General features: G+C 30.8%; 21 protein-coding genes. 5 read left to right on the top strand and 16 right to left on the bottom strand.

The genetic code is table 11. The annotated features are described in order from the left end of the window. Positions 1 to 4 precede the first annotated feature (4 nt). From MEVAN_RS07265 to MEVAN_RS07250, 4 genes are all read right to left on the bottom strand, one after another. A complete protein-coding gene (locus MEVAN_RS07265) occupies positions 5 to 973 on the bottom strand; it encodes a CBS domain-containing protein (RefSeq protein ID WP_012066217.1) in 969 nt (322 codons plus the stop codon). A gap of 285 nt (positions 974 to 1,258) precedes the next feature. Continuing rightward, positions 1,259 to 2,167 (bottom strand): carbohydrate kinase family protein, encoded by a 909-nt coding sequence (locus MEVAN_RS07260; protein WP_012066216.1) that lies wholly within the window; start codon positions 2,165 to 2,167, stop codon positions 1,259 to 1,261. Between the two features lie 35 nt (positions 2,168 to 2,202). Then, a complete protein-coding gene (hisA, locus tag MEVAN_RS07255) occupies positions 2,203 to 2,919 on the bottom strand; it encodes a 1-(5-phosphoribosyl)-5-[(5-phosphoribosylamino)methylideneamino]imidazole-4-carboxamide isomerase (RefSeq protein ID WP_012066215.1) in 717 nt (238 codons plus the stop codon). Positions 2,920 to 3,145: 226 nt separating this feature from the next. Beyond that, complete coding sequence (locus MEVAN_RS07250) at positions 3,146 to 4,789, bottom strand: bifunctional N(6)-L-threonylcarbamoyladenine synthase/serine/threonine protein kinase (protein WP_012066214.1); 1,644 nt, start codon at positions 4,787 to 4,789, stop codon at positions 3,146 to 3,148. A gap of 194 nt (positions 4,790 to 4,983) precedes the next feature. Between MEVAN_RS07250 and MEVAN_RS07245 the strand changes: the two genes are divergently transcribed. Further along, the gene (locus tag MEVAN_RS07245; protein ID WP_012066213.1) at positions 4,984 to 6,852 is read left to right on the top strand and encodes a threonine--tRNA ligase; all 1,869 of its coding nucleotides are present in this window, start codon (positions 4,984 to 4,986) and stop codon (positions 6,850 to 6,852) included. Positions 6,853 to 6,938: 86 nt separating this feature from the next. Here MEVAN_RS07245 and MEVAN_RS07240 read toward each other — a convergent pair whose 3' ends face one another. Further along, positions 6,939 to 9,134, bottom strand: a complete 2,196-nt coding sequence (locus MEVAN_RS07240; protein WP_012066212.1) for a methyl-accepting chemotaxis protein — start codon at positions 9,132 to 9,134, stop codon at positions 6,939 to 6,941. Between the two features lie 286 nt (positions 9,135 to 9,420). On the opposite strand from MEVAN_RS07240, the gene MEVAN_RS08935 reads away from it, so the two are divergent. After that, entirely contained in the window at positions 9,421 to 9,570 is a 150-nt protein-coding gene (locus MEVAN_RS08935; RefSeq protein WP_156769207.1) for a hypothetical protein, read from the top strand. Between the two features lie 239 nt (positions 9,571 to 9,809). Here the strand turns inward: MEVAN_RS08935 and MEVAN_RS07235 are convergent, their stop codons facing one another. After that, on the bottom strand, positions 9,810 to 11,063 hold the full coding sequence (locus tag MEVAN_RS07235) for a tRNA (N(6)-L-threonylcarbamoyladenosine(37)-C(2))-methylthiotransferase (RefSeq protein WP_048059173.1): 1,254 nt from the start codon (positions 11,061 to 11,063) through the stop codon (positions 9,810 to 9,812). A 56-nt stretch (positions 11,064 to 11,119) separates the two neighbouring features. Here MEVAN_RS07235 and comD point away from each other — a divergent pair, with 56 nt between their 5' ends. Beyond that, positions 11,120 to 11,620: a sulfopyruvate decarboxylase subunit alpha gene (gene comD, locus MEVAN_RS07230; protein ID WP_012066210.1), complete on the top strand. Its 501-nt coding sequence runs from the start codon at positions 11,120 to 11,122 to the stop codon at positions 11,618 to 11,620. A gap of 76 nt (positions 11,621 to 11,696) precedes the next feature. On the opposite strand, the gene MEVAN_RS07225 is transcribed toward comD, so the two are convergent. Next, positions 11,697 to 12,560 (bottom strand): ribose-phosphate diphosphokinase, encoded by an 864-nt coding sequence (locus tag MEVAN_RS07225; protein ID WP_012066209.1) that lies wholly within the window; start codon positions 12,558 to 12,560, stop codon positions 11,697 to 11,699. 138 nt (positions 12,561 to 12,698) lie between these two features. Here MEVAN_RS07225 and MEVAN_RS07220 point away from each other — a divergent pair, with 138 nt between their 5' ends. Continuing rightward, a complete protein-coding gene (locus MEVAN_RS07220; protein WP_012066208.1) occupies positions 12,699 to 13,892 on the top strand; it encodes a GMC oxidoreductase in 1,194 nt (397 codons plus the stop codon). Between the two features lie 79 nt (positions 13,893 to 13,971). Here MEVAN_RS07220 and MEVAN_RS07215 read toward each other — a convergent pair whose 3' ends face one another. Next, positions 13,972 to 14,892 (bottom strand): DUF1611 domain-containing protein, encoded by a 921-nt coding sequence (locus tag MEVAN_RS07215; protein ID WP_012066207.1) that lies wholly within the window; start codon positions 14,890 to 14,892, stop codon positions 13,972 to 13,974. A gap of 166 nt (positions 14,893 to 15,058) precedes the next feature. Between MEVAN_RS07215 and MEVAN_RS07210 the strand changes: the two genes are divergently transcribed. After that, entirely contained in the window at positions 15,059 to 15,472 is a 414-nt protein-coding gene (locus MEVAN_RS07210; protein WP_012066206.1) for a CBS domain-containing protein, read from the top strand. 11 nt (positions 15,473 to 15,483) lie between these two features. Here the strand turns inward: MEVAN_RS07210 and MEVAN_RS07205 are convergent, their stop codons facing one another. The 8 genes from MEVAN_RS07205 to MEVAN_RS07170 form a co-directional block, all read right to left on the bottom strand. Beyond that, positions 15,484 to 16,281, bottom strand: a complete 798-nt coding sequence (locus MEVAN_RS07205; RefSeq protein WP_012066205.1) for an MJ0144 family RNA dihydrouridine synthase-like protein — start codon at positions 16,279 to 16,281, stop codon at positions 15,484 to 15,486. 24 nt (positions 16,282 to 16,305) lie between these two features. Then, positions 16,306 to 17,106 carry a GTP cyclohydrolase III gene (locus MEVAN_RS07200; RefSeq protein WP_012066204.1) on the bottom strand — a complete coding sequence of 267 codons (801 nt, stop codon included), beginning with the start codon at positions 17,104 to 17,106 and terminating at the stop codon, positions 16,306 to 16,308. 95 nt (positions 17,107 to 17,201) lie between these two features. Beyond that, positions 17,202 to 18,140 carry a 2-phospho-L-lactate transferase gene (cofD, locus tag MEVAN_RS07195; protein WP_012066203.1) on the bottom strand — a complete coding sequence of 313 codons (939 nt, stop codon included), beginning with the start codon at positions 18,138 to 18,140 and terminating at the stop codon, positions 17,202 to 17,204. A 10-nt stretch (positions 18,141 to 18,150) separates the two neighbouring features. Beyond that, complete coding sequence (locus MEVAN_RS07190) at positions 18,151 to 19,236, bottom strand: MJ1255/VC2487 family glycosyltransferase (protein ID WP_012066202.1); 1,086 nt, start codon at positions 19,234 to 19,236, stop codon at positions 18,151 to 18,153. Between the two features lie 23 nt (positions 19,237 to 19,259). Next, a complete protein-coding gene (locus MEVAN_RS07185) occupies positions 19,260 to 19,967 on the bottom strand; it encodes a 2,3-bisphosphoglycerate-dependent phosphoglycerate mutase (RefSeq protein WP_012066201.1) in 708 nt (235 codons plus the stop codon). 76 nt (positions 19,968 to 20,043) lie between these two features. Then, complete coding sequence (locus MEVAN_RS07180) at positions 20,044 to 21,405, bottom strand: DUF7343 domain-containing protein (RefSeq protein ID WP_012066200.1); 1,362 nt, start codon at positions 21,403 to 21,405, stop codon at positions 20,044 to 20,046. 16 nt (positions 21,406 to 21,421) lie between these two features. Further along, a complete protein-coding gene (locus tag MEVAN_RS07175; protein ID WP_012066199.1) occupies positions 21,422 to 22,360 on the bottom strand; it encodes a methionine synthase in 939 nt (312 codons plus the stop codon). A 64-nt stretch (positions 22,361 to 22,424) separates the two neighbouring features. Next, entirely contained in the window at positions 22,425 to 23,078 is a 654-nt protein-coding gene (locus MEVAN_RS07170; RefSeq protein WP_012066198.1) for a DUF5612 domain-containing protein, read from the bottom strand. Positions 23,079 to 23,087 lie beyond the last annotated feature (9 nt).

The raw sequence follows: 23,087 nt of genomic DNA, 5'->3' as shown, positions 1-23,087 counted from the left end.
AAACTTAAAAGTCAATCCTGACAGTAATTGTCCCAAAAGTCTTCATACTCTTTTCAAAAATTGTTACATCGGTGATAAATCTTTGGATAGTTGAACGCTCATCTACTAACGTGATGTGGTCAGTAATAATTATTTCTTCAAATTTGGGCTTTTCCATCAAATTTAAAATTTCTTTGGTGATATTTAGGTCAAGAATATTCAATAAATTTGTCGTTATTGAAATATGGTCTATTTTTTTATTTCTTTTCATGATTTTGGCAATGGACTCCCATTCTCTATCAGATATTTCGATGTAATCCGATTTTTCAGTAATAATATATCCTCTTGCACCCATTAAAACTATGAGGTCTTCTGCAAGATTTTCCACTTTTGATTTATTATCATCGTAAAAATAGATGTTTGTAATGTGCCTGCAATCATTTACCTTTGTATTCTCCCCATATATCTCAAAAGTCCTTACAATATCTCCTTTGGTTAGTATTCCAACAAAATTTTCCATTGAATCAACTACAATTAATCTTCCAATGTCGTGTTTTACCATTATTCGCTGTGCTTCGGAAGCGGAAGTTTCGTTAGAAATAGTTATTAAATTGCCTTTTTTTGTCATTATATCTTTTATTTTTAGCTTCTTTAGCGCCCCAAATTTCTGTTTTTTAGTCCTCAAATCCTCAAAAGTAACTATGCCTGAAAGTTTATTATTTGAATCAACTACTGGATATCCCATGTGCCGGTACTCTTTTATAAGGCGCACTAATTCCTCAGTACTATCATCTTCTTTTAGTGAAATGACTTTTTTTGTCATTATTTCGCTTGCTGAAATCTTTTCAAGTATTTTTAAATCGTAAAGCCGTATAAGGTCATTTTCAGACTCATTTATAAAAGTTGTAATGTATTTAAAGACATTTATTAATGATTCATGCTCTAAACCAATATTATAAACCCGTTCAATTGTTGAAAGCTTTTTAAATAACATTAAACCACCATAAAGATAACCTTGAATATAAATATCGAATGATTAACTCATATATTTTTTAAAACATATAAAAACAATGTATTTAAAATTTAATCTGCTACAAAATACGTCTAAAAAAGGAATGTATTTAATATAAAAACTAATGGCCAAAGTATTCATTTTATCAACTAATTACTAAATATATAATTTTAAAATTAAATATATAAATTAATTTTTAAAATTAGATAAAAGGTTTTTAAAACCGTTAAAATGAATAAAATATCTAAAATGTATAAAAAAGGAATTTTATTCGAAATTATTTTCTTTTAGTCTATCAATTACTTGATTCCACGAAGGCATGTTTGTTTGGCACCCCACTTTTTCAACTACAAATGAGGCCACACATGAGCCAAAAAGCCCACATTTTTCTAAATCATGGCCTTTTAAATATGCTGCTAAAAATCCTGCCCTATAGCTATCACCTGCTCCGGTAGGGTCTTTTGACACAGTTAAAATTGCAGGAATTTTTATCTTAGTATCTTTTGAATAAATAATACTACCCTGTTTTCCGTAGGTAACAATTAAAACCTTTACACGCCTAATAAGATCCTTTTCAGAGATATTCAATAAATCAAGTATTCTTTTATGTTCGTGGTTATTCATAAACAAAAAATCAACATTTTTGATTATTTTTTCCAAGTCTTCCTTGGAATAAAGAGTTAAATCCTGTCCGGGGTCAAAGGAAACAAGTATTCCTTTTGAACTCGCTTTTTCTGCACATTTTACATTATATTTTGGATCCCCAGTTGCAAGGTGAACAATGTCTGAATCAAAATTTGGAACAGAAATTTCAGGATAGTGTTTTGCAGCCCCCCATAAAAAGTAAGTTATCTGATTATTTTCTGGATCAGTGAAAATCCACGCTTTTGGAGTTTCTTCTTCGTTAGAAATGAAAACATTTTTGGTTAAAACGCCTAAATTTTTTAGATAATCATTATAGCCCGATATCTCAAAGTCAGTTCCAACACATGAAATTATTTCAGAAAGTATTCCAAGATTTGAAACTTCCGCTGCAACATTACATGCAGCTCCGCCGTAGTATTTTTTGGCGGTTGGAATTTGTATTGAAGTATTTAATTCAGGAAATTTAGGAACGTTAAAGATATAGTCAAGTGCAATGTGGCCCACCGTTGTTATTTTACCAGATTTTTCCATTGAATCACCAGAATATTATATTATTTTTGACGCTACTATTTCGATGCTAAAATTGCATCTTTTAAGTTTATCATATCTTTATAAAGTGCTGAACCAACTACAACTGCATAAACTCCGATTTCTTTAAATTTTAAGAGGTCTTCAACGGTTGTAACTCCGCCTGAGGCAATTATTGGAATGTTTAGATTATCAACAAGTTCTTTTGTTGGTAAAACATTAATACCTTCAAGTAGTCCTTCACTATCTACATTTGTAAATAAAATACTTCCTGCACCCATATTTTCAAGTATTTTTCCAATTTGAACTGGACTATAGTCCGTTTTTTCAGTCCAACCTTTTATTAATACTTTACCGTCTTTTGCATCGAGTGCAACTGTTACTTTTTCCTTTCCCACAATACTGGAGATTTCACGAACGATTTTAGGATTTTGAATTGCAACTGTTCCAAGTATCACTTTTTCTGCACCCTTTTCAATAAAATAAAGTGCATCTGAAACGCTCCTTATCCCCCCACCAATTTGAACGGGAACTCCTGAATTTTTGATTATTTCTTCAATAAATTCGTCGTTTACACGCTTTCCATTTATTGCACCATCGAGGTCAACAAGATGAAGCATTTCAGCACCTTGTTCAACCCATTTTTTTGCAATTTCAGGAGGATTATCAAGTTCCACGTGTTTTTTATCAGGATTTCCCTGTATAAGTTGCACGCACTTTTTATTTTTCATATCAACTGCGGGAATTATAAGCATTGTATTCACCTTTTTTTATAATCCTACTTTACGTAAAGTAGGAAAGTTCTAGGCATTTAAAAACATTTAAAACTATGTTAAATTAGGTTTTAACATATATATTGGTACCTAAGAAACTAATTAAAAATTAACTGATAAATTAACTTTGTGACAATATTTAAATGAAAATTAAAATTTCTAAAATTAAAATGTATTTTAAAAGTATTATTTTAGCAATTTTATTAAATTATAAATATCTTCCCCTTTTTTCTACCTCTTTTATATACTGTAAAACCAGCTCTGAGTGGCCGTATTTAGAATATCCTTCGATGATTTTATCCCATATTTCCCCAAATTTATCGTAATGAATACTCATTATTGATTTTTTTAAAACTATCAAATCTATTGCTTTATCTTCAATTAAATCAGAATACTTTCCAAGTCCAAAATCAATCATGTATGCATCAGTATTAACTATAAAATTAGACGTAGTTAAATCGTTATGTATAATTTTTCCTTCGTGCATTTTTCCAATAAGTTCTCCAATACTTTTACAAAATTCTAAATTACCTTCCTCAATTAAGTCTTTTAAAAGTTTTCCATGAATATATTCCATTGTAATTTTTTTGTTTTCTATATCAATATCAAAGATATGAGGTGAATTTACACTAAAATCCTTGATAATTGATAAAAATCTTGCTTCCTTTACAGTTCTTCTCGTTCTTATCATTTCATCAAGTTCCGCTGTGCGGTATCCTTTTTTAATCCTTTCTTTAGTGATAGATTCCCATTCAAGGTATCTTCCTTTTAAAATGTCTGCTTCTGCACCTTTTCCAATCAAATGCCGTGGTATTTGCCTTTTTTTATTTAGAATATCTAATTCATTTTCAGTAGATTTAACGACCCAGTTTACGTCAACCATATCGGTCCTAAAATGGGGAATTGTTTTTGTATCCAAAATATCCATTCTTTTTCCATTAATATATTGTAGTATTCCAAGCCATGCAATCATTGCACCGTTATCTCCACAAAATTGCTTTTCTGGAACGTAAAAATCAACATTTTGTTCATTGCACATTATTTCTAACATTTCTTTCAAACGGTCGTTTGCAGCAACTCCTCCAACAAGCATTATTTCTGGCTTATTAGTGTGTGAAAGGGCCCTTTCAGTAATTTCAGTAAGCATTGAAAATGCCGTTTCCTGTAATGAATAACATACATCTTCAATTTTTTCATTTGAATCATATTTTTTCATTGAAGCCGTTAATAAGCCTGAAAATGAAATGTCCATTCCTTTTACCGTATAAGGAAGTTTTAAAAATTTTTTTCCTTCTTTGGCGTATTGTTCAACAAAAACTCCACCGGGATGTGAAAGATTGCAGTATCTTGCAAACTGATCAAGACAGTTACCTATTGCAATATCGAGTGTTTCCCCTATTACACGATATTTTTTACCCGTATATGCTAAAACTTGGGTGTTTCCCCCACTTACATAAAGTGTTAGGGGGTCTAATGCATCTGTTTTAAGTTTACCTATTTCAACGTGTGAAACGCAGTGGTTAACTCCGATTATTGGTTTTTTTAGAGAAAGAGCTAATGCCCTGCCTGTTGTTGCAGTAACCCTCAAACTTGGCCCTAAACCGGGACCTTGTGAAAATGAAACTAAATCAATTTTATCAAGAGGAATTACTCCTGAAACTTCATTTAATAATTTAATAAAAGTTTCTGCGTGGTGATCTGCAGCCTCCCTTGGATGAATTCCCTGTATTTTAGGCGTATATATCACAGTTTTATTAAATAAAACTTCCCCATTTGAAGTAATAACTCCAACTCCCGTCTTTTCAGCAGTCCCTTCAAGCCCGATACATATTAATTCATTAGAATTGCCCATAAAAGTCACCATACTTTCAATAAATAAAAATAAACATCTGTTTAAAAAAGATATGCCAAAATTCAAATAGTAATTAATTTTTTATATTGTGTATCCTTATTAAACATATATATTTATGTAGAATTTATGTAATTTTTAATTCGATATAGTTTGATAAAAGAGTTTAATACAAGAATTAAATATAGAGGGAAATAATGAAAACACTACTTATACATTCTGATTATTTGGAATTTACTGCTAAAGAAAAAACCAAAATTGCAGAGGATGCAGAAATTTTAAACGGAAAAATGGATGAATGTTTAACCGTTTTTATTGCCGTTGAAAAGGAAGACGAGTCTGACCCTGTTGCAGTAATTAAAAATGCAGTTTTTGAAATAATAAAAACTGCTGGAAACTTGAATGTTAAAAACATTGTAGTTTATCCTTATGCGCACCTTTCAAGTGATTTAGGATCCCCAGAAACTGCAAAAGAAATTTTAAAAGGAATTGAAAAGGAACTTTCAAGCTCTTTTGAAGTACTTAGGGCCCCATTTGGATGGTATAAATCATTTAAAATTAGCTGTAAAGGCCATCCATTAAGTGAACTTTCAAGAAAGATCGGTACTGAAAGGATTGAAAAGGAGAAAAAGGAAAAGGTTGTTTCAAAATTTTACATAATAAATGGGGAAAATTCAGAACTTACCGAAGTAAATGATGAATTACTCTCTAAACTAAAAGATAAAGGACTTTTAGCACTTTTAAAACACGAACTCGATATTAAAGAAGAAGGAAAAGAAAATGGGGAACCCCCTCATGTAAAATACATTAAAGAAAAAGAAATTTGTGATTATGAACCTAGTTCTGATGCGGGTCACTTTAGATGGTATCCTAAAGGAAAATTAATAAGAGATTTGCTCTCTGATTACGTTTATAACCTTGTTGTAGAAAATGGCGGAATGCCTGTTGAAACACCTGTTATGTACGACCTTCAAAATAATGCAATTAGGGAACATGCAGATAAATTTGGAGAAAGACAATACCGGTTTAGGCAAGGAAATAAGGACTTAATGTTAAGATTTGCGGCATGTTTTGGACAGTTCATGATGAAAAAAGACATGTACCTTCTTCCAAAACATCTTCCTTTAAAATTGTATGAACTTTCAACATACAGTTTTAGGTACGAACAGAGGGGGGAGTTAGTTGGTCTAAAAAGACTAAGAGGATTTACAATGCCTGACATGCATACGGTATGTATCGACATGAATCAGGCCATGGAAGCATTTGAAAACCAGTTTTGGATGGGATTAAAAACAGGAGATGACTTTAAAACCCCATACTCTATCATATTTAGATTTACAAATGAGTTCTTTGAAGAAAATAAAGAATGGTTCTTCAAAATGGCGAAAGAATATAAACTAAAATACGGAAAAGATGCAATTCTAGAAATTTTACCGGGTAGAAAGCATTATTGGGTCGGAAAAGTTGATATGGCAGTTGTTGATAGTTTCGGTAGGCCAATTGAAAATCCAACCGTTCAAATTGACGTTGAGAGTGCACAAAGATTTGGAATTACGGTTCATGATGGCGACAAAACAATTCACCCAATAATACTACACTGTTCCCCAACAGGAAGTATTGAAAGAGTGTTATGCGGCCTTTTGGAAAATGCGTATATTAAAACTTTAGAAGATAAACCACCTGCACTTCCTACATGGTTAACCCCAATTCAGGCAAGAGTTATTCCAGTTTCCGAAAGAAATGAAGAATTTGCTCTTGAAGTAGTGAATAAATTAAGAGAATCCGGTATCAGGACAGACTTTGACGATAGGGAAGACAGCATGGGTAAAAAAATAAGAAATGCAGGAACAGATTGGGTAAATTACGTCGTTGTAATTGGAGATAATGAAATGGAAAGTAAAAAGTTAACTGTTACATTAAGAGAAGAATCTTCAATAAAACAGCCCAAAAAAGAATCTTTAACTGTTGGAGAACTGATTGAAAAAGTAACTTCTGAAATTAAAGGATCACCCAATAGGCCACTTCCACTTCCAATGAAGTGTTCAGTACAGCCAATATTTAGATAACCGTAACTCTTTTAAATTTTTAATTTTTTATCGGGTTAAAAATCTTTTTTAAAAGTAAAATAAAATTAAAATAAAAAAATAGGAATTTATTCTATTTTGAATTTTTCAGCGTCTTTTGAAAGATTTTTTGAAATATTCATCATCTTTTCAGCAGAATTTCCAATTTCTTCTACAACACTATTTTGTTCTTCAGAAGATGCAGTTAATTCTTCTGCGGTTGCTGCGAATTCTTCTGAAATTGATGCAATATCTTGAACATTTTTCAGTGCAGACTGTGTGCTGTTTGATGCATCTTTTGCATTTTCTTTAATTTGAGTTATCATTTTTGATGATAATTCAACACTTTCTTTTATTTTTAAGAATGCACTATTTACTTCATCTATTGCAATAACTCCTTTATCAACTTCATCTTTTCCAGAAAGCCCTAAATCGATTGTTGTGTCGATTTTACTGTTAATCCCTTTAATTGTCCTATTAATATCATTTACAGACTTTTTAATTTCTTCTGCTAACGACTTAATTTCACTTGCAACAACTGCGAAACCTTTTCCAGCTTCTCCCGCCCTTGCTGCTTCAATTGAAGCATTTAGTGCTAAAAGTCCAGTTTGTTCTGCAACGTCCTTAATCAATGTTGTAACTTCGTTGATTTTTTTAGATTCATCCCCAAGTTCTTGTATTGCTTTTCCTAAATTTTCAATTACATTTGTGATTTCTTGCATTGTTGAAATTGCATTTTCTACTTTTTTAACCCCTATATCGGAGTTTTCTTTTACTTCAATCGATGAATTAACGCTTTTTTCAGCATCTTCATATACTTTTTCTGCAGCACCTGCAGTTTTTTCAAGTTCATCTGCAATATCCTGTAATTTTGCAGATTGGTCTGCAGCAGCAGTTGCAACCTGATTTGCAGCATCAGTTACCTGTTCAGATGTTTCTTTAGCGCGTTTTAATCCATCGTTTACTTCGCCAAGTTCACTATTTAATCTTTGTATTTCCGATTTTAAACTATTTACCATTATTGAAACATTCTTTATTGCATGGTTTATTGTCTTTTGAAGGCCATTTTGTTCTTTATTTTCATCGGCCCTTACTGAAAAGTCCCCTTCAGAAAGTTTTCCCATTACATTGGATATTTCTTTTAAGGTTCCTGCAAGTTTTACCTTATCCATATCAAGAGTATTATATAATTCTTTGATATTTTCGGCCATTTTATTAAATGAATTTGCTAAATCCTCTAATTCATCGCCACTTTTAACATCTATTACGTGATCATAATCCCCATTTCCGAATTTTTCTGTACCTTCTTCAAGCTTTTTAATTGGCTTTGTTATACTTTTTGAGGATACTAAAGAAATTCCAATTGCAATTAAAAGACCTATAATTGCAATTACTATTGTATTAAGTCTTGCACTGTTGACTAACGATACAAAAGGTGCTTCAGGAGTTCCAACAAAGAGCATTCCAATAGTATTTCCATTAGAATCTTTTAGTGATTCATATCTAGTTAAGAAGTTTTGACCCACAACAACTGCAGTTCCACTATAATCATTACCTTGCCTTACAACTTCGTTATATACTCCGTCTGAAGCAGTTGTTCCAACTGCCCTTTGGCCGTTTGAAACTACACTCGTTGAAATTCTGTATTTATCTAAAAATATAGTTGATTCATCACCAGTTGTCTTTTTGACCAAATCTACTATGAAATGGTCATTATTAATAACATCTACAAAAACTACATTTCCAATTGTTCCTGAACCATCATATACTGGATATGCAACAGTAATTGTAAGTGCTTTATTTACACCACTAATTGTAGAGTCACTAAATTTTGAAGCCTCTTCATTTGGTATAATTTCAAAACCAGATTTTGAAGCAGATTTTGAAACTTTTAAAACAGTAGCATCTAAAAATATATTGCTTCCAGATGAAGATGCAATTGTTTTACCATTATTATCTGTAAATAACACCACATCTGCATTTGATGCACTTTTTAGTGTTTCTGCGTAAATTTCAAGATTTTGTACATTTTTTTCGTTGAGGTTATATCTCATATCGCGACTAAAAGATGCATATTCTGCGATAGTTTTTAATTCTGTAATTCTTGAATCAATTACTAATTCAGCGGTTTTTATGTTTGAATCCAATGTGTTACTGGACTGATCTTCCATGTTTACAGTTATTGTGTTGATTGAAACAAGTCCAAGTATTGCAATTGGGATTATAACACTTATTATTGAAAATAATAAAAGTTTGGTTCCAATTTTTTTTGTACCGAATGCCATTGTGTCACCTTATATAATCTCCCAAGGTATTATGTCTCGTTTTAACTATATATTGTTTTTATGTTTATTGTTATGTAGGTAGTTCATTTTAACGTAAAAATTTTTTAATATCGTTAATATTACTTAAATTACATAAAATAGCCAGAATAATGTTACTATAAATATTAAGTAATGGAACTTTAATAAAATAATAACTAATATAATAACTAATATATCGGCCATCGTTTATCTTTTTATAAAATATTTTAAAAATATGATGAAAAAGTTTCCTTAAATTCTAAACTGCATGATTTTATCAGATATTGATCTAGAAACTTTTGAAATTACTTCTGAAACATTATCTATTTCACCAACTGCACAGTTTTGTTCTTCTGTAGAAACTTCTAACTTTTCTGCGGCTGATGCAAGCTTTTCAGAAATTAGGGCAATTTCTTGAACATTCTTTAAAACATTGAAGTTTTATTTAGTTTTAATACTATTTACTGATCTCATTGTTGGCCTCTGGGATAGTATCGTTTAATATCCAAATATTTAGATTAAATGTGGACAAATAATTCCTGTTTTTTTTAAATAATAAGGAATTAATATTCCGTATAAAATTTTAACAATATTTATAGTTTTTGGAAAAAAAGTTTAAAATTGCATTGATTATTAAAAAATTAAAAATAAAAAGAGTTATTCTAATAGTTTACCCAAAAGTCCAAAAGTATTTGCATCCGATATTTTTACTTTTCTAAATTCCCCAATTTTTGCATTATCTTTAAAAATCACGTTTTTAGAATTTTCAGTAACTCCCATGTTATTTTTTGTTACAAGTATTTCAAAAGTTTGGCCGATATGTCGCTTGTTATTCCCATAACTCAAATCTCGTCGAAGTTCGTTTAATATTTCAGACCGTTCCTTCCTAATTTTTGTATCTACCTGTTTTAAAAGTGCGGCTTTAGTGTACTTTCTTTGAGAATATTTTGCACCGTGGGTAAAATCAGGTTTTATTTTTTTCAAGACTTCAAGAGTGTTATTAAATGCATCTTCAGTTTCACTTGGAAAACCAACTATAACATCGGTTGTAAAATTTAAATCTTTAATCTTTCTTTTAAACTCGTTTAATACTGAAATAAACTCATCTACAGTATAATTTCTACCCATATCTTTTAAAACTTGATTATCCCCACTTTGAATTGGAAGATGTAAAAATTTCACTACTTTTTCGGATTTAAAAGATTCTACTAATTCATCAAGAATTGGCTCTGCAAATTTAGCATGCATCATTCCAATTCTCATTGCAAATTTTTCTGGAATTTCCGAAATATCATCTATCAAATTTGAAAGATTATCGTTATTATCATATCCATAACATGCAGTATCCTGTGCGGTTATAAGAAGACATTTTGTACCGGAATTTATAAATTCCATCGCCTTTTTTACAATTAATTTGCGGTCGTATGATTCTAAAGTTCCCCTTGCTTTTTTTACAATACAATAACTACAGTTTCCAAGACATCCTTCTGAAATAGGCATTGGAGAAATTAAACCTTTAGAACTTAATTTATTTAGTTTTTCACTTAAATTGTTTTCAAAATTTGTTTTTTCTTTGTTTTCGATAAATTTCTTAAATAGGATGTTTCCAGAGTTTTGGGCCTCCCTTGGAAGCACCATGCAGTCAGAAAAATATTCAATTTTTTTGGGAAGGGCTTTTGCCATGCATCCTGCTACAACAACTTTTTTATTCAATGATTTGAAATACTCTATTCGTGAAATCATCCGGTGCTCTGTTTCTTGCCGCACAATACAGGTATTTACCACAATAATATCAGAATCATTTAAATCAGTTGTTATTTCAAAATTTTGAAATTCCTTAATTGAATTTTTTATTATTTCGGTATCGGCAGTATTTAAAGTACAGCCGTATCCTTCAATATAAATTTTCAAATCAATCACCATTATTATTTAAATATTTCATACATAAATTGGATAGGTGGAATGTTATGGGCCCAAGTAAAGCCGTATTTAATGGACTAGTAGAATCAAAGATAGATTTCGTAACTAGTGTGCCTTGTGCAAATTTAAAAGATGTTTTAAATTATCTTGATGAAGATAAAAATATTCAGCATATACCTGTAACTCGTGAAGAAGAAGGGATTGGAGTTTGTGCGGGAGCATACCTTGCAGGTAAAAAAACTGCAATTTTAATGCAAAATTCAGGTCTTGGAAATTCGATAAATGCGATAGGCTCCCTTTTAAAGGTTTACAAAATTCCGATGGTATTCATAATAAGTCATAGGGGAGATTTAAAGGAAAAAATTTCGGCACAAATTCCGATGGGCCAATGGACGAAAAAACTCCTTGAAACCGTTGAAATTCCATACTATTGTCCAAAAACTCCTGAAGAAGCATTTGAAACGATAAAATATGCATCTGAACTTTCAGTAAATATGGAGTATCCTGTAGCAGTACTTTTGGATGCATTATACTGGGAAATTCGATAAATTAAGTTTATCAGTTAAAGTGTATTTTTCATTTTTAAATTTATTTGAATATTAAAAATAGTTAAAATTTTTAAATTTATTGTTTATTCAAAATATCTGCAATAATAGTAGATACACAAACCTTTGAAACTTCAGAAGGGTACGTATTTGTTCCAACTACTTCAAAAGCCCCTCCAACGTGTAGTTTATTTATTGCATCTCCAATTAATACGGGATGAACACAAGCTGCAATTACACATCTTGCACCTTGTTCTATAAGCATTGAAATTGCAGTTGCCATTGTTCCGCCTGTTGAAATAATATCATCTACTATTAAAACGTCTTTTCCATTAACATCTAAATTTTTTGGTGCAATTTTTATTTCAGTTGGTGAAAGCCTCGTTTTTTCAAGATAATCATATTCGCAGTTTAAAACTTCAGCAGCACTTTTTGCTAATTCAACGGCACCTTTATCTGGAGATAAAACCAGTGGTTTTTCCAATTTTACACCTGCATGCTCTGCCAGTTTAGGAATTGCATTTCCACTTATAAACGGAACAGTAAAAAACTCTTTTATATGGGATTCATGGGGATTTATCGTAATAATTCTATCACAAATACTAGAATAAACCTTTGCAAGTGATTTTATGCTTACTGGTTCACCGTAGTTGAATTTTTTGTCCTGCCTAGCATATGCTAAATACGGTAAAACTAAGGTTATACTATTTACACCTTCCTCCCTTAAAGCCTCACAAAGTAATATTGCCCTAACTATTGAATCATTTTGCATGTTTTGAGTATCAATAATAACTGCATCTTTTCCAGTTACATCACTATGAATCCTAACGTATAGCTCACCATCTGGAAATTGCTTTGTTTCTACCCTTGCAAGTTCTGAATTTGTAAGCTTTGATATTTCTTTAGAAATATTCTGCGAGTTTGGGCCGGGGATTATAATCATATTGGTCACCATAAAAATATTTTCATAAACAGTATGTAAAAAATTAAATTACTAAACGTCTTAAATAAACTATCCTATGAGTATTTTATATTATGATTTATAATTATCGGTTAAAGCCATTTGAAGTTAGGTGAAAATATGGACGATGTGATTATAATCGGGTCAGGAATTTGCGGAAGTACGATTTTTAATGAATTAAAAAAATCATTTCCTGAAAAAAAAATACGGTTAATTGAAAAAGGAAACAGTCCAGAATATATTTCAGAAGGAAAAAACGTTGAAATTATTCATGCAAGTTCTTTTGGCGGTGCAGGAATGTTTTCCGTTGGAAATGCAGTTAGAATAGATTTACCGGAATTTAAAATATCAAAAAAGGATAAAATTTACGATGAGATAGAACGTGAATTAAATGTATCAGTTATTTTTGAAGATTCTTTAAATGAAAATTTGAAAAAACTCCTTGAAATGAATTTTTCAATGACTCCAAAATTCATAGACGAAAGTACGTGTAGTCGATGCGGACTTTGTGCCCATGTCCCATGTAGCTCAAAGTGGACGCCTTTTAATATATTAAAAACTTTTGAAAATCAGGTAAAAATGAGGCATTTAAAAGGGGACATTTTAAAAGACATTGAAGTTTTAAGAATATCAAAAGTTGGGGACGTATTTTCAATAATTGGACTTAATAAAAAAACAGGGGAAATAAAAGTCTTTGAATCTAAAAAAGTTGTAATTTCCGCAGGCGGAGTTAATTCACCTAGAATTTTAAAAACAATCTCAAAAAATGAACATGTTGGGAAAAATTTATTTGTAGACACGTTTGTAACCGTTGGAGGAATTTTAAAAGACTGTAACTTAAATTCAGACGTACAAATGATTGTTCATAAAAAATATCAGGATTTCATAATTGCTCCTCACTACTCTGAACTTTTGTACGGTAGAATATCAAAATTTCAAAAAGTTGATAAAAAAGACGTTTTTGGACTTATGGTCAAAATAAATGATGATAATAGCGGAGAAGTTCTTGAAAATTCAGTAATAAAAGAAATGACAATGAATGATACGCAAAAACTCTCTGAAGGAGTTATAAAAGCTTCAAAATATCTCTACGATTTAGGGCTTGAAAATATTTACTCTACTATTCCAAGGGGGTCTCACCCAGGAGGCACGTGTGCATTAGATAAAGTTGTTGATAAAAACTTGGAAACCGAAATTAAAAACTTGTATGTTTGTGATGCATCAGTTATCCCTAATGCAGTAGGTGCCCCCCCAATTTTAGGACTTATTGCAATCTCAAAAAAATTTTCTCAAAATTTGAAAAACAGCTTTTAAATTAATTTTATTTAAATTTATTTAAAGTTAATAAATTTAGACTTTAATAATTTAAGTTTGATATGTTTAGTTACATTAGTTAACTTTCCATGTTAGTAACTATTGAATCGATTAATTTTTCCAAATTTATTCCTTTTAAAACGTCAGATACTGGAAGGTTAAACTCATTTTCCAATTTTTTAATTGAGTTCTTTAAATTTTCACTTTCCCTATTTTTTAGGTTTAGGGTAATTCCAATTACTGGTTTTCCGCTTAAAAGCTCTATTGCAGATATGTTCTTTTTTATAACTTCTAAATTATCAGTATCTGATGCCAATATTGTAAAATCCGGTTTTGAACCAAATAAAACAGTAATACTTATTAATCCGCCGCCCCGCCCAGTTCCAACTTCTAAATTATCGGAAAAAATTCCGGTCTGGCTAGAAACGATAATTAAGTCTTTTTTTTCCAAGTCTAGTTTTTTTACAGCTCCAAATATGGTAGATGCAGAATGACACGTTTCTATTGTTTGAGGAATTATCATTTCATCAATTCCACAAAGTAATGATTGGGGTTCAGTTCCAATAATCCCAATATTAAATTTTTTTTCAAGTTCCCGTTTTAATACCATACAAGTAGTAAATTTTCCAGATTGCCTACTTGTTCCCATTATCGTTAGAATTTTTGCATTAACGGTGTTAAGGCCAATTTTGGCATATTCTTTTACTTCTTCAAATTTATTCGGGTTTGAAGAATCAAAACAATTTACACCATGTTTTAAAGCTAAATTCATAAGTTCAAAATCGTCCGAAATCCTCGAAAGCCTTGCCATATTGTAAATATTTTTTCCAATTATTATTTCGTTTTCTATCGTTTTTTTCCAAGTTAGAACTTCTTTTTCGGATAATATTTCTTTTGTCCAGATAAATGTGTCGTAATTTTCTTCATCCAGTACAATTGTACTAAAGAGCTCTATTCCTTTTGCAACCTTATTTTTATGAGAAAGCTTTGCCCGTTCCATAGTTATCCTTTAAAAATATTAATTTAAATACCTCGAAAAAGGTACACATATATAAGGCTTTCGATTTAAAATCGATAGTTCATTTAATAAATTTAAAATCTAATATACAAATGAGTATTTAATTTAAATACCTTTTGGGATTTATTAAAGGCAACAGGAGAATAAAATGAACAAACTCAAAGAAATAATTGTTAAAGATATAATGACAGGTGATGTGTTTTCCGTTTCACCAGACGCAGGTGTTGTTGAAGCTTTTGAAGCCCTCTTAAAAAATAAGGTTAGCTGCTTGCCTGTTGTAAACGAAAAAAACGAAACAATAGGTATTGTAACAACTACTGATATAGGCTACAACTTAATAATTGATGAATACACCTTAGAGACAACCATAAAAGACGTTATGACAAAAAACGTTGTTACAGTAAATTCTGAAGAATCGCTTGTTGATGCTTTAAAAAAAATGGATCTTTTTGGAAATGGTAAGGAAATAATAAACCAATTACCAGTTGTAAATAACGAAAATAAGCTTGTTGGAATAATTTCTGATGGAGATATAATTCGGGCAATTTCAAAACTTTGCTAGTTAAGACTCTGCTATTTTTTAGTTTCAGACATTAACTTATTAAATTCATAAATCCATTCAATATTTTTTGAAATTACGCTTCTTGCAACCGATACAAAATCACAATATTCAATCATTTTTTTAGCACTTTCAATAGAATTTACAGAATTATTTCCAATTATTATTTTTTCATTAAAGTTTTCCCAAACTTTTTTTAAGTAGTCTAAATCAGGATAATTTTTTTTTGGATTAAAACAATCTATATGAATTCCCTCAAAGTAGTCTTTAACATTATTTAATGAATCCGTTAATTCTTCAAAATTTACAAAATTTGCCCTTATTTTTAAAAAAATAGGGGTTTTTAAATTTAAATTGTCAATTTGTGTTAAAATTTCTTTTAATTTTAGATTATTCTCTAATTTTAAAAGATTTTGGCCTAAATTTAAGTTTGTAATCTCTTCCTGTCTGCAGTGGCAGTTTATTTCAATGATATCAGCATATTTTGAAATTTGAACGAGTGTTTTTTTGGCGGCTAAAAAGTCATCAAAACGCACATTTACTGAAACTAGTGATTTTGATTCCTTTGCTTTTTTAATTTCAAGAACTATTTTTTCACTTAAATCTTCTAAATCGTAAATAAATTCCTTTCTTCCACGTTTTAAAATAGATTTACTCGCAATATCGGTTTTTGAATCAAGGTTAAATGCTCCAATGCAAGTAATTCCAAATAAATCAGTATAATTTTTACAAAAATCACCATCAGTAATTCCCGCCATTGGTGCAAGAACTATTTTTTTATCTAGCTTATAAATTTTGTTTAAATTTTTCATAAAATCCCTGAAAAAAGAGTAATTTTAGATAGGACACATGTAATTATAAGGTGAACTTTTAGTTTCCCCAGTTGCCTGTTTCAACTTATATACTTGAAGATCAGTTTTTCCTTCCCGAATTATTTCAAGTCCGATATCTGCAAGATTTGAAGCATCTTCTGCGGTTTTTCCAATTCCAATTCCTGCTTTAAGCTCTATTCCTGATGATTCCATTATATCTTCAAACATGCACTGGAAATCTTTTTCATTCATGCCATTACAAGGACACATAAAGTTGTCCCCCCCAATAAAAAAGCCCATTGAATTGTATTTCTTCAATTCTTCCATTAATTTAAGTTTAGTCATCTGAACTGAAAGGTAAGTATCATATGCAGTTTCAAGATCAGTTAATGTGCCAGTTATATCATTTATATCAACATGTGCTAACTGAACGTACCCATTTGAAACAAATTCGTTAGCAATATCTAAGACTTCTTTTCTTACTTCATCTTGAGCACTGCCATACTCCTGTAATTTTTCGGTAGCCAGTTTTTGTGCATCATACGGGGTTTCTGCTGAAGCTATCGCCATACTTACCGTAAAGGGGTACCTATTTTTTATACTATTTTGTATTCTTCTATGGGTTTCAAGGTCTATTCCATTCGTTATCGCAATAATATTGTCGAATCTCGTGTAAAATGCAAGACCTTTATGTGCGCCAAACTGCAAATTCATGTCGCAGTATAGTCTCGATTGGAGTGCTTGCAAATCGCTTTCCCTTCTTGGATTGGGGGTAACTGTCCATGGGCCGTAATTATCAATTTGTACAACGGTTATTTGAATCATTATATCTCCTTTATTATCCGCTAACCTTTCAGTCTACGAAACAACAAACATGACGTTAATCTAATATATAATAAATATGTTGCTTAATAAAAATATTAATATGTACATTTAGATTTATAATATTCAACTATATTTTTTGAAAGATTTACCTTATCCTCGATAGTTTTCATTATTGTATCGATACATAAAACATCACATTCTATTTCTTTCTTTTTATTAATATCTTTACTATCTATTACCATGACATTGACAATATCTTTGTAATACCCATAAATTCCCGTTACATCAACACTATACCCTTTGGCAGACATTAAAGTTCCAGTAGGCCCACTTACAGGATTTTCACCAATAATTGGGGACACTGCAAAAACAATTTTTTCTTTTAACGCTTCTTTTATTTCCTTAATACTTAAAATTGGCCCAATAGAGGTAATAGGATTCGATGGGCCGATAACTACAAAGTCACTTTCTTCAATTGCCCTTAAAACCCCGTCTGCTGGTTTTGCATAGTTTGAATTTTCATAAAAAACGTCTAAAACGTTTGCATTCCCTTTTCTAAATATCCAAAAATCATGAAATTTTAAAAGTAATTTTTCTCCATTTTCCTCAATTAAAATCTTTGATTGAACTAAATCGTTTGACATAGGGTATATTTTTGACGTTATATTTAATGAACTTTTTTCTAATTCAACAATCTCTGATAAAGGAATCCCCTTTTTTAAAAGAGCTGTTTTATGCATTTTTAGGGCCCTATCCCTATCACCGATTTTTAAAACTTCGTTAAAACCGTAATTTTTTAGCTGTTCATGGCAGAAAAAAGTATCTTCTTTTAAACCATACCACGTTTCATCGTTTATTATATCAGAAAACGTATAAATAACCGTATCAATATCTGGAGAAAGGTAAAGGTCTCCTATATACGTATCTTCACCAGTATTTACAATTACAGAAATATCTTTGTTTGGAATTATTTTTTTAAATCCCTGAATAAGTTTTGGAGTACCCGTTCCACCTGAAAGAATAGTTATTTTCATAATTTTCACATTAAAGTCCATTTTCTACAATATTTAGTATCTTATCCGTTCCTTTATGATTTAAATAAGACTTTTGAAGTTTTTTTGCATTTTTAAGATACTTGGGATTTGAACTAACCTTTTCTATTGCATTTTCAAGTTCACTTTCAAGATTTTTATAAGATAGTGCTATTCCACATTCTAAGTCGTTTATTTTTTTCGCATTATTTTCCTGTTCTGGATGACCCATATCTGGAATCGTAATTATCGGCTTTCCAAAACATACTGCTTCCATTAAAGTAGAATGTCCTCCATGACATACTAAAAATGAGCAGTCTTTTATAAGTTTATCCATTTCAGTTGTCATTGGGATTATCTCAACATTTTCGGATTTTACAGCTTCAAGTTTTTTCGCTACATCATAGCTTCCGCATACCATCTTTATTTTAATCCCTTTTTTATTAGAAAGTTTATTTAAAAGCTCTAAAATTTTAAATCTATATTCAAAGCCACCTATAACACTTAAAATATAGCCTTCATCATTAATTTCTTCAGGGTTTACGTCATATCGTATGAGTGGGCCAATAAATGCAAGGTTTTCCAGCATTTTTAAATTGTATTCACAGATCGTATAAGGACATGGTAAATCAGGAATTATGACTTTTTCAGCGGAGTTATGTATCACGTTTAAAACGCTCATTACCGGATAAACAATGTATTTCTCTTTTTTATCCGTTTTCGTGTAATTTTGATTTGTAATAATATAATAGGGCTTTTTTGCAATTTTTGATGCAATGACAGAACTATATTTGCAGTCTGAAATTATTAAATCCGGTTCATAAGTCCGTATAATATCTAATTCCTTTTTTATTGCCCTTGCAGGATGATAATCACTATTAAATATACTCTTTGTCACATCAAACTTACCGTCTTTTCCAGAAAGCTTTATTTCAGGGTACGTTTCAAAAACAACTCCTCCAGACATTTCAATGAAGTCCTTGCTCTTCCCATATGCTGCATATCTTACATCGTGCTTTTTTAAAAGCTCTTTTCCAATAGCAATACATCTAGTAGTGTGCCCAAATCCTTCGCCACATACGGAAATAAGTATTCGCATAATGTTCACCCGATCTTCAAAAGTTAAATTAATTCGTTATCAAATCCTTTTTTATTTAAGTATCCTAATCTTTTTAGACCTTTTTCATCTAGATTATAGACTAAAGGAACCCCAGTTGGAATTTCAAGCTTTAATACCTCTTCACTATTAAGTTTTTCAAGATATGCAATAATTGAACGCAAACTATTTCCATGCGCTGTAACTATGACATCTTTTCCATATGTCAAGGTTGGTAATATATATCTTTTTAAATAAGGTACTGTTCGCTCATAAGTGTCTTTTAAAGATTCGCCGTTAGGAGGGGCAGTTTCATAGCTTCTTCTCCACAAAAATACGTCATCTTTTCCATAAATTTCCTTTGCCCGTTCTTTATTCAAACCTTGAAGCTTTCCATAGTATCTCTCATTTAATTCCCACGATTTATATACTGGAGTATAATTTATACTTTCAGCCCCATATACTTTTCCCCATTCTTTCATTTTTACACTGTCATGGTTAATTTTAATAAAATTTGAAGCTTTATTTTCCTGCATTACTAATATTAACGTGTTTAATGCACGTATAAGTTCTGAAGAATAAGCAACGTCAAATTTGTAACTTTTAAGTAATTTTCCAGCAATTTTAGCTTCTTTTACCCCACCTTTACTTAGTGGCACATCAACCCAGCCGGTAAAAATATTCATTTTATTCCATATGCTTTCCCCATGCCTTAAAAAAACGAGATTTGCCATAAAATCACCGTTAACTAATATCTATTAAAAAAATTAGCATTATAGTAATATATTTAGATTTTTAAAGCTTTTATTACTAATTATCGTTTCCAAGTTCCTTTGAAAGAGCTATTTTATTAATTCTTCCAATTTTAACCTTTTTAACAATCCCTCTTTGTTCAAGGTCAGAAATCATTCTTGAAACCTTTGGCTTTGTAAGGCCTGTTATATCCACTATTTCTTTTTGAGATATTGAACCATGTTCTTTGATTAATTCAATTAATTCTCTTTCTTCGTCAATTAATATGTTCATCAATGTTTCATTTTTTTGAGATTCATAGTTTCCAATTCTATCAACCAGTTCTGAAATATATTCTTCTTTTTCACCTAAAATTTCCATTAATTCATCAATTTTTTTCTTTAATTCATTTGAAAGTTTTTTATAGTTAGTTAATTCACTAACTTCGTTTTGTAGTTTGGAATATTCGGACTTTAGATTTTCATAAGTTTCTTTTTGTCTCTCAAATAATGATAATTGCTCTTTTAATGAGTTTATTTTAGAATCTTGATCTTCAAATGTATTTTTGAAGTGTTCAAGTTCTTTTGTAAGGTGATTATTTAATTCTTCGAGTCTCCTAATTTCTCTATCTTTATTTTGAAGATTAAGTCCAGAGATTTCAAGTCCCCTATTTAAACCATTTATTTCATTTTGTAGCTCATGTATCATTTTTAACTTGTTATAATTCCTATATACGAAAAATATCAGTGAAGTTAAGAGTACTGCTAAAACTAAAATTATTGCACGATACAAATTTTCATTATCTACTTTTTCGGGCTCAGGAGGTACTGCAGTAAGCATATAATTTATTGTTGCTTCAAAATACCTTTCAGAACTAAACATTTGTTTTTCCCATAATATAAATATACTTTTACCATCAGTAGAAATTGTATAATCCCGTGGACTTATGCTTAAAACATCCTTTACTGGAGAAACAATTGTCGCCCCTTCTGGAAGTTCGACAGTCAGCTTAAACTTGGAATCAAGTGCCGGAACTATTATGTAAACCTGCCTTTTATCATTTATATCATTAATTCTCCCGCTAAAACTTAATGAAAGCGTTCCGGTGTTTCCAGGAGTTATCGGTTTTTCAAACCGTACAAATATTTCAGTAATGCCCGTTGATTCGTCTGAGGTAATAGAGTATGAATCAACGCCATTTGAAGAATTAATTATCAAATTTGACGTTTGTTGAGGAATATTATATCGTATATCCTTTATTTCTTTAGAATCGTTATTGTAAATTTTTATGTTTATTGTTTCAGAAAAAACGTTGTTTTTATCTATTGAATAGTAAACTGAATACTCTTCAAATCGGTATGCGTTAGCTGTATTTAAAAAAGAAACAGCCAAAATTAAAATTAAAAATATTTTATATATTTTTGAATCCAGTTTAGCCATGGTATCTCCAAAACCCCTAATGAATTTCTTTCTCAATTTCAGAGGCTGCTAAAACCATATTGCCCAGCTTAGCACGTGCAACATCTAATGGGAGCAATCTCATACCACAATCCGGATCTATAATAATAGAATCATTTAAAGTTCCGAATTTGTTATTATTGTTAGCATATATTTCTATTCCTTCGAGTATTAATTCTTTTACTTCATCAACAGTATCAACCGACTTAAGTTTCGTATTTATGCATCCAAACCCTACTTTTTTTTCAATTTTAGCCAATATTTCAAGATTCTGTTTACACGATGCAAATTCATGGTCAAGAATATCCACATTAAATTGGTTTAATTCATCAAATATCTTGACGACATTTCCGCAGACATGCATTGCCGTTGGAACGTTTATCCCATCAGTTAATATATCGACTGCTTTTTTTCCAATCTCTAAGTCATACATTCCAGTTGATAAAATTGGTTCATCAATCTGTATCATTTTTACATGATTTTGAATAGAAAGTGCTTCTTTATTTAGTGCTCTTGCTAAATCATAAATTAAATCTTCATCTTTGTTGTCGGAATAGTAATTTTCAATTCTTAACGACGATGCAAGTGTTGAAGGGCCAGTTATTATTCCTTTTATTCCTTTTTTACTATTTTTTGAAGAAATATATCTTAAAGAATATTTTATATCATTTAACGTGATTGGTTTTACAAATTCAACCCTTGAAACTACCCTTCTTCCTTCAAAACCGTACATATTATTCACGAAAATTTCTACCATGTCGCCCCGAATCTGACCGTCACTTAATACATCTATTCCCACATTTAACTGATCATCTAGTGCTTTTTTTATTGAAAATTCGTATTCATCATATTTTCCAAAAAAATTCTTAACTTTGTCAGATATAGACTCAGGTTTTCCTTTAACTACTGGGTAACTTCCTACAACGGTTTTTAGCATATAATCCCCCTTAAATACTTGGAATAGTTTAAAAATAATTTCAAATTATTAAATATTAATTTAACTAAATTGTTCGGCCAAGAACTTTATTGATGTCAAATTTTGCAGTATCTGCAATAGCCATTACCGCTAAAACTCCTGCTTGAATAGGGTCAGTTACAACTAAATCTGCAACTTTTGGAACACTTCCAAACATATTTAAACATATTACTGGAAGGCCCGTATCTTTTTTTAAACGGTAAACTGCTTTTGTTACCTCCCCCCCCATTAAAGAACCTGCTAAAACTAAAACTCCTGCCCTTGGAAGAGATTTAAGTGCTAAAATTGCATCTTTAAGGTTTTCTTCACCCACTACGGGCATTGTGTCAACGCTTATCCTTTCACCACGAATATTGTGCCTATCTGCTTCACTTATTGCACCCATTGCAACTTGTGCAACTTGTGCTCCACCGCCAAAGATAATCACCCGTTTTCCAAATATTTTTCGAAGTGTTTTATGAGTTTGAACGCTTTCTACAAATTCAAGTTTTTTTATTTTGTCTAAAAGAATCCCTTCATCAGATACATTCTCAAGTTCCATGTAAATCAGGCCTTCATTTTCCCCCATTAAAAACTGTTGAGTGTATACTATATTTGCATTTAATTCTGAAATTATTCCGGTAAGCCTGTATAATATCCCAACCCGGTTTTCTGCAATTAATGTAAGCCCAAGCTGCATAAAAATCGC

It is taken from the genome of Methanococcus vannielii SB (genome assembly GCF_000017165.1).
GTDB lineage: Archaea > AGJL01 > Methanococci > Methanococcales > Methanococcaceae > Methanococcus > Methanococcus vannielii.
This window is presented reverse-complemented; position numbering and strand designations above follow the sequence as displayed.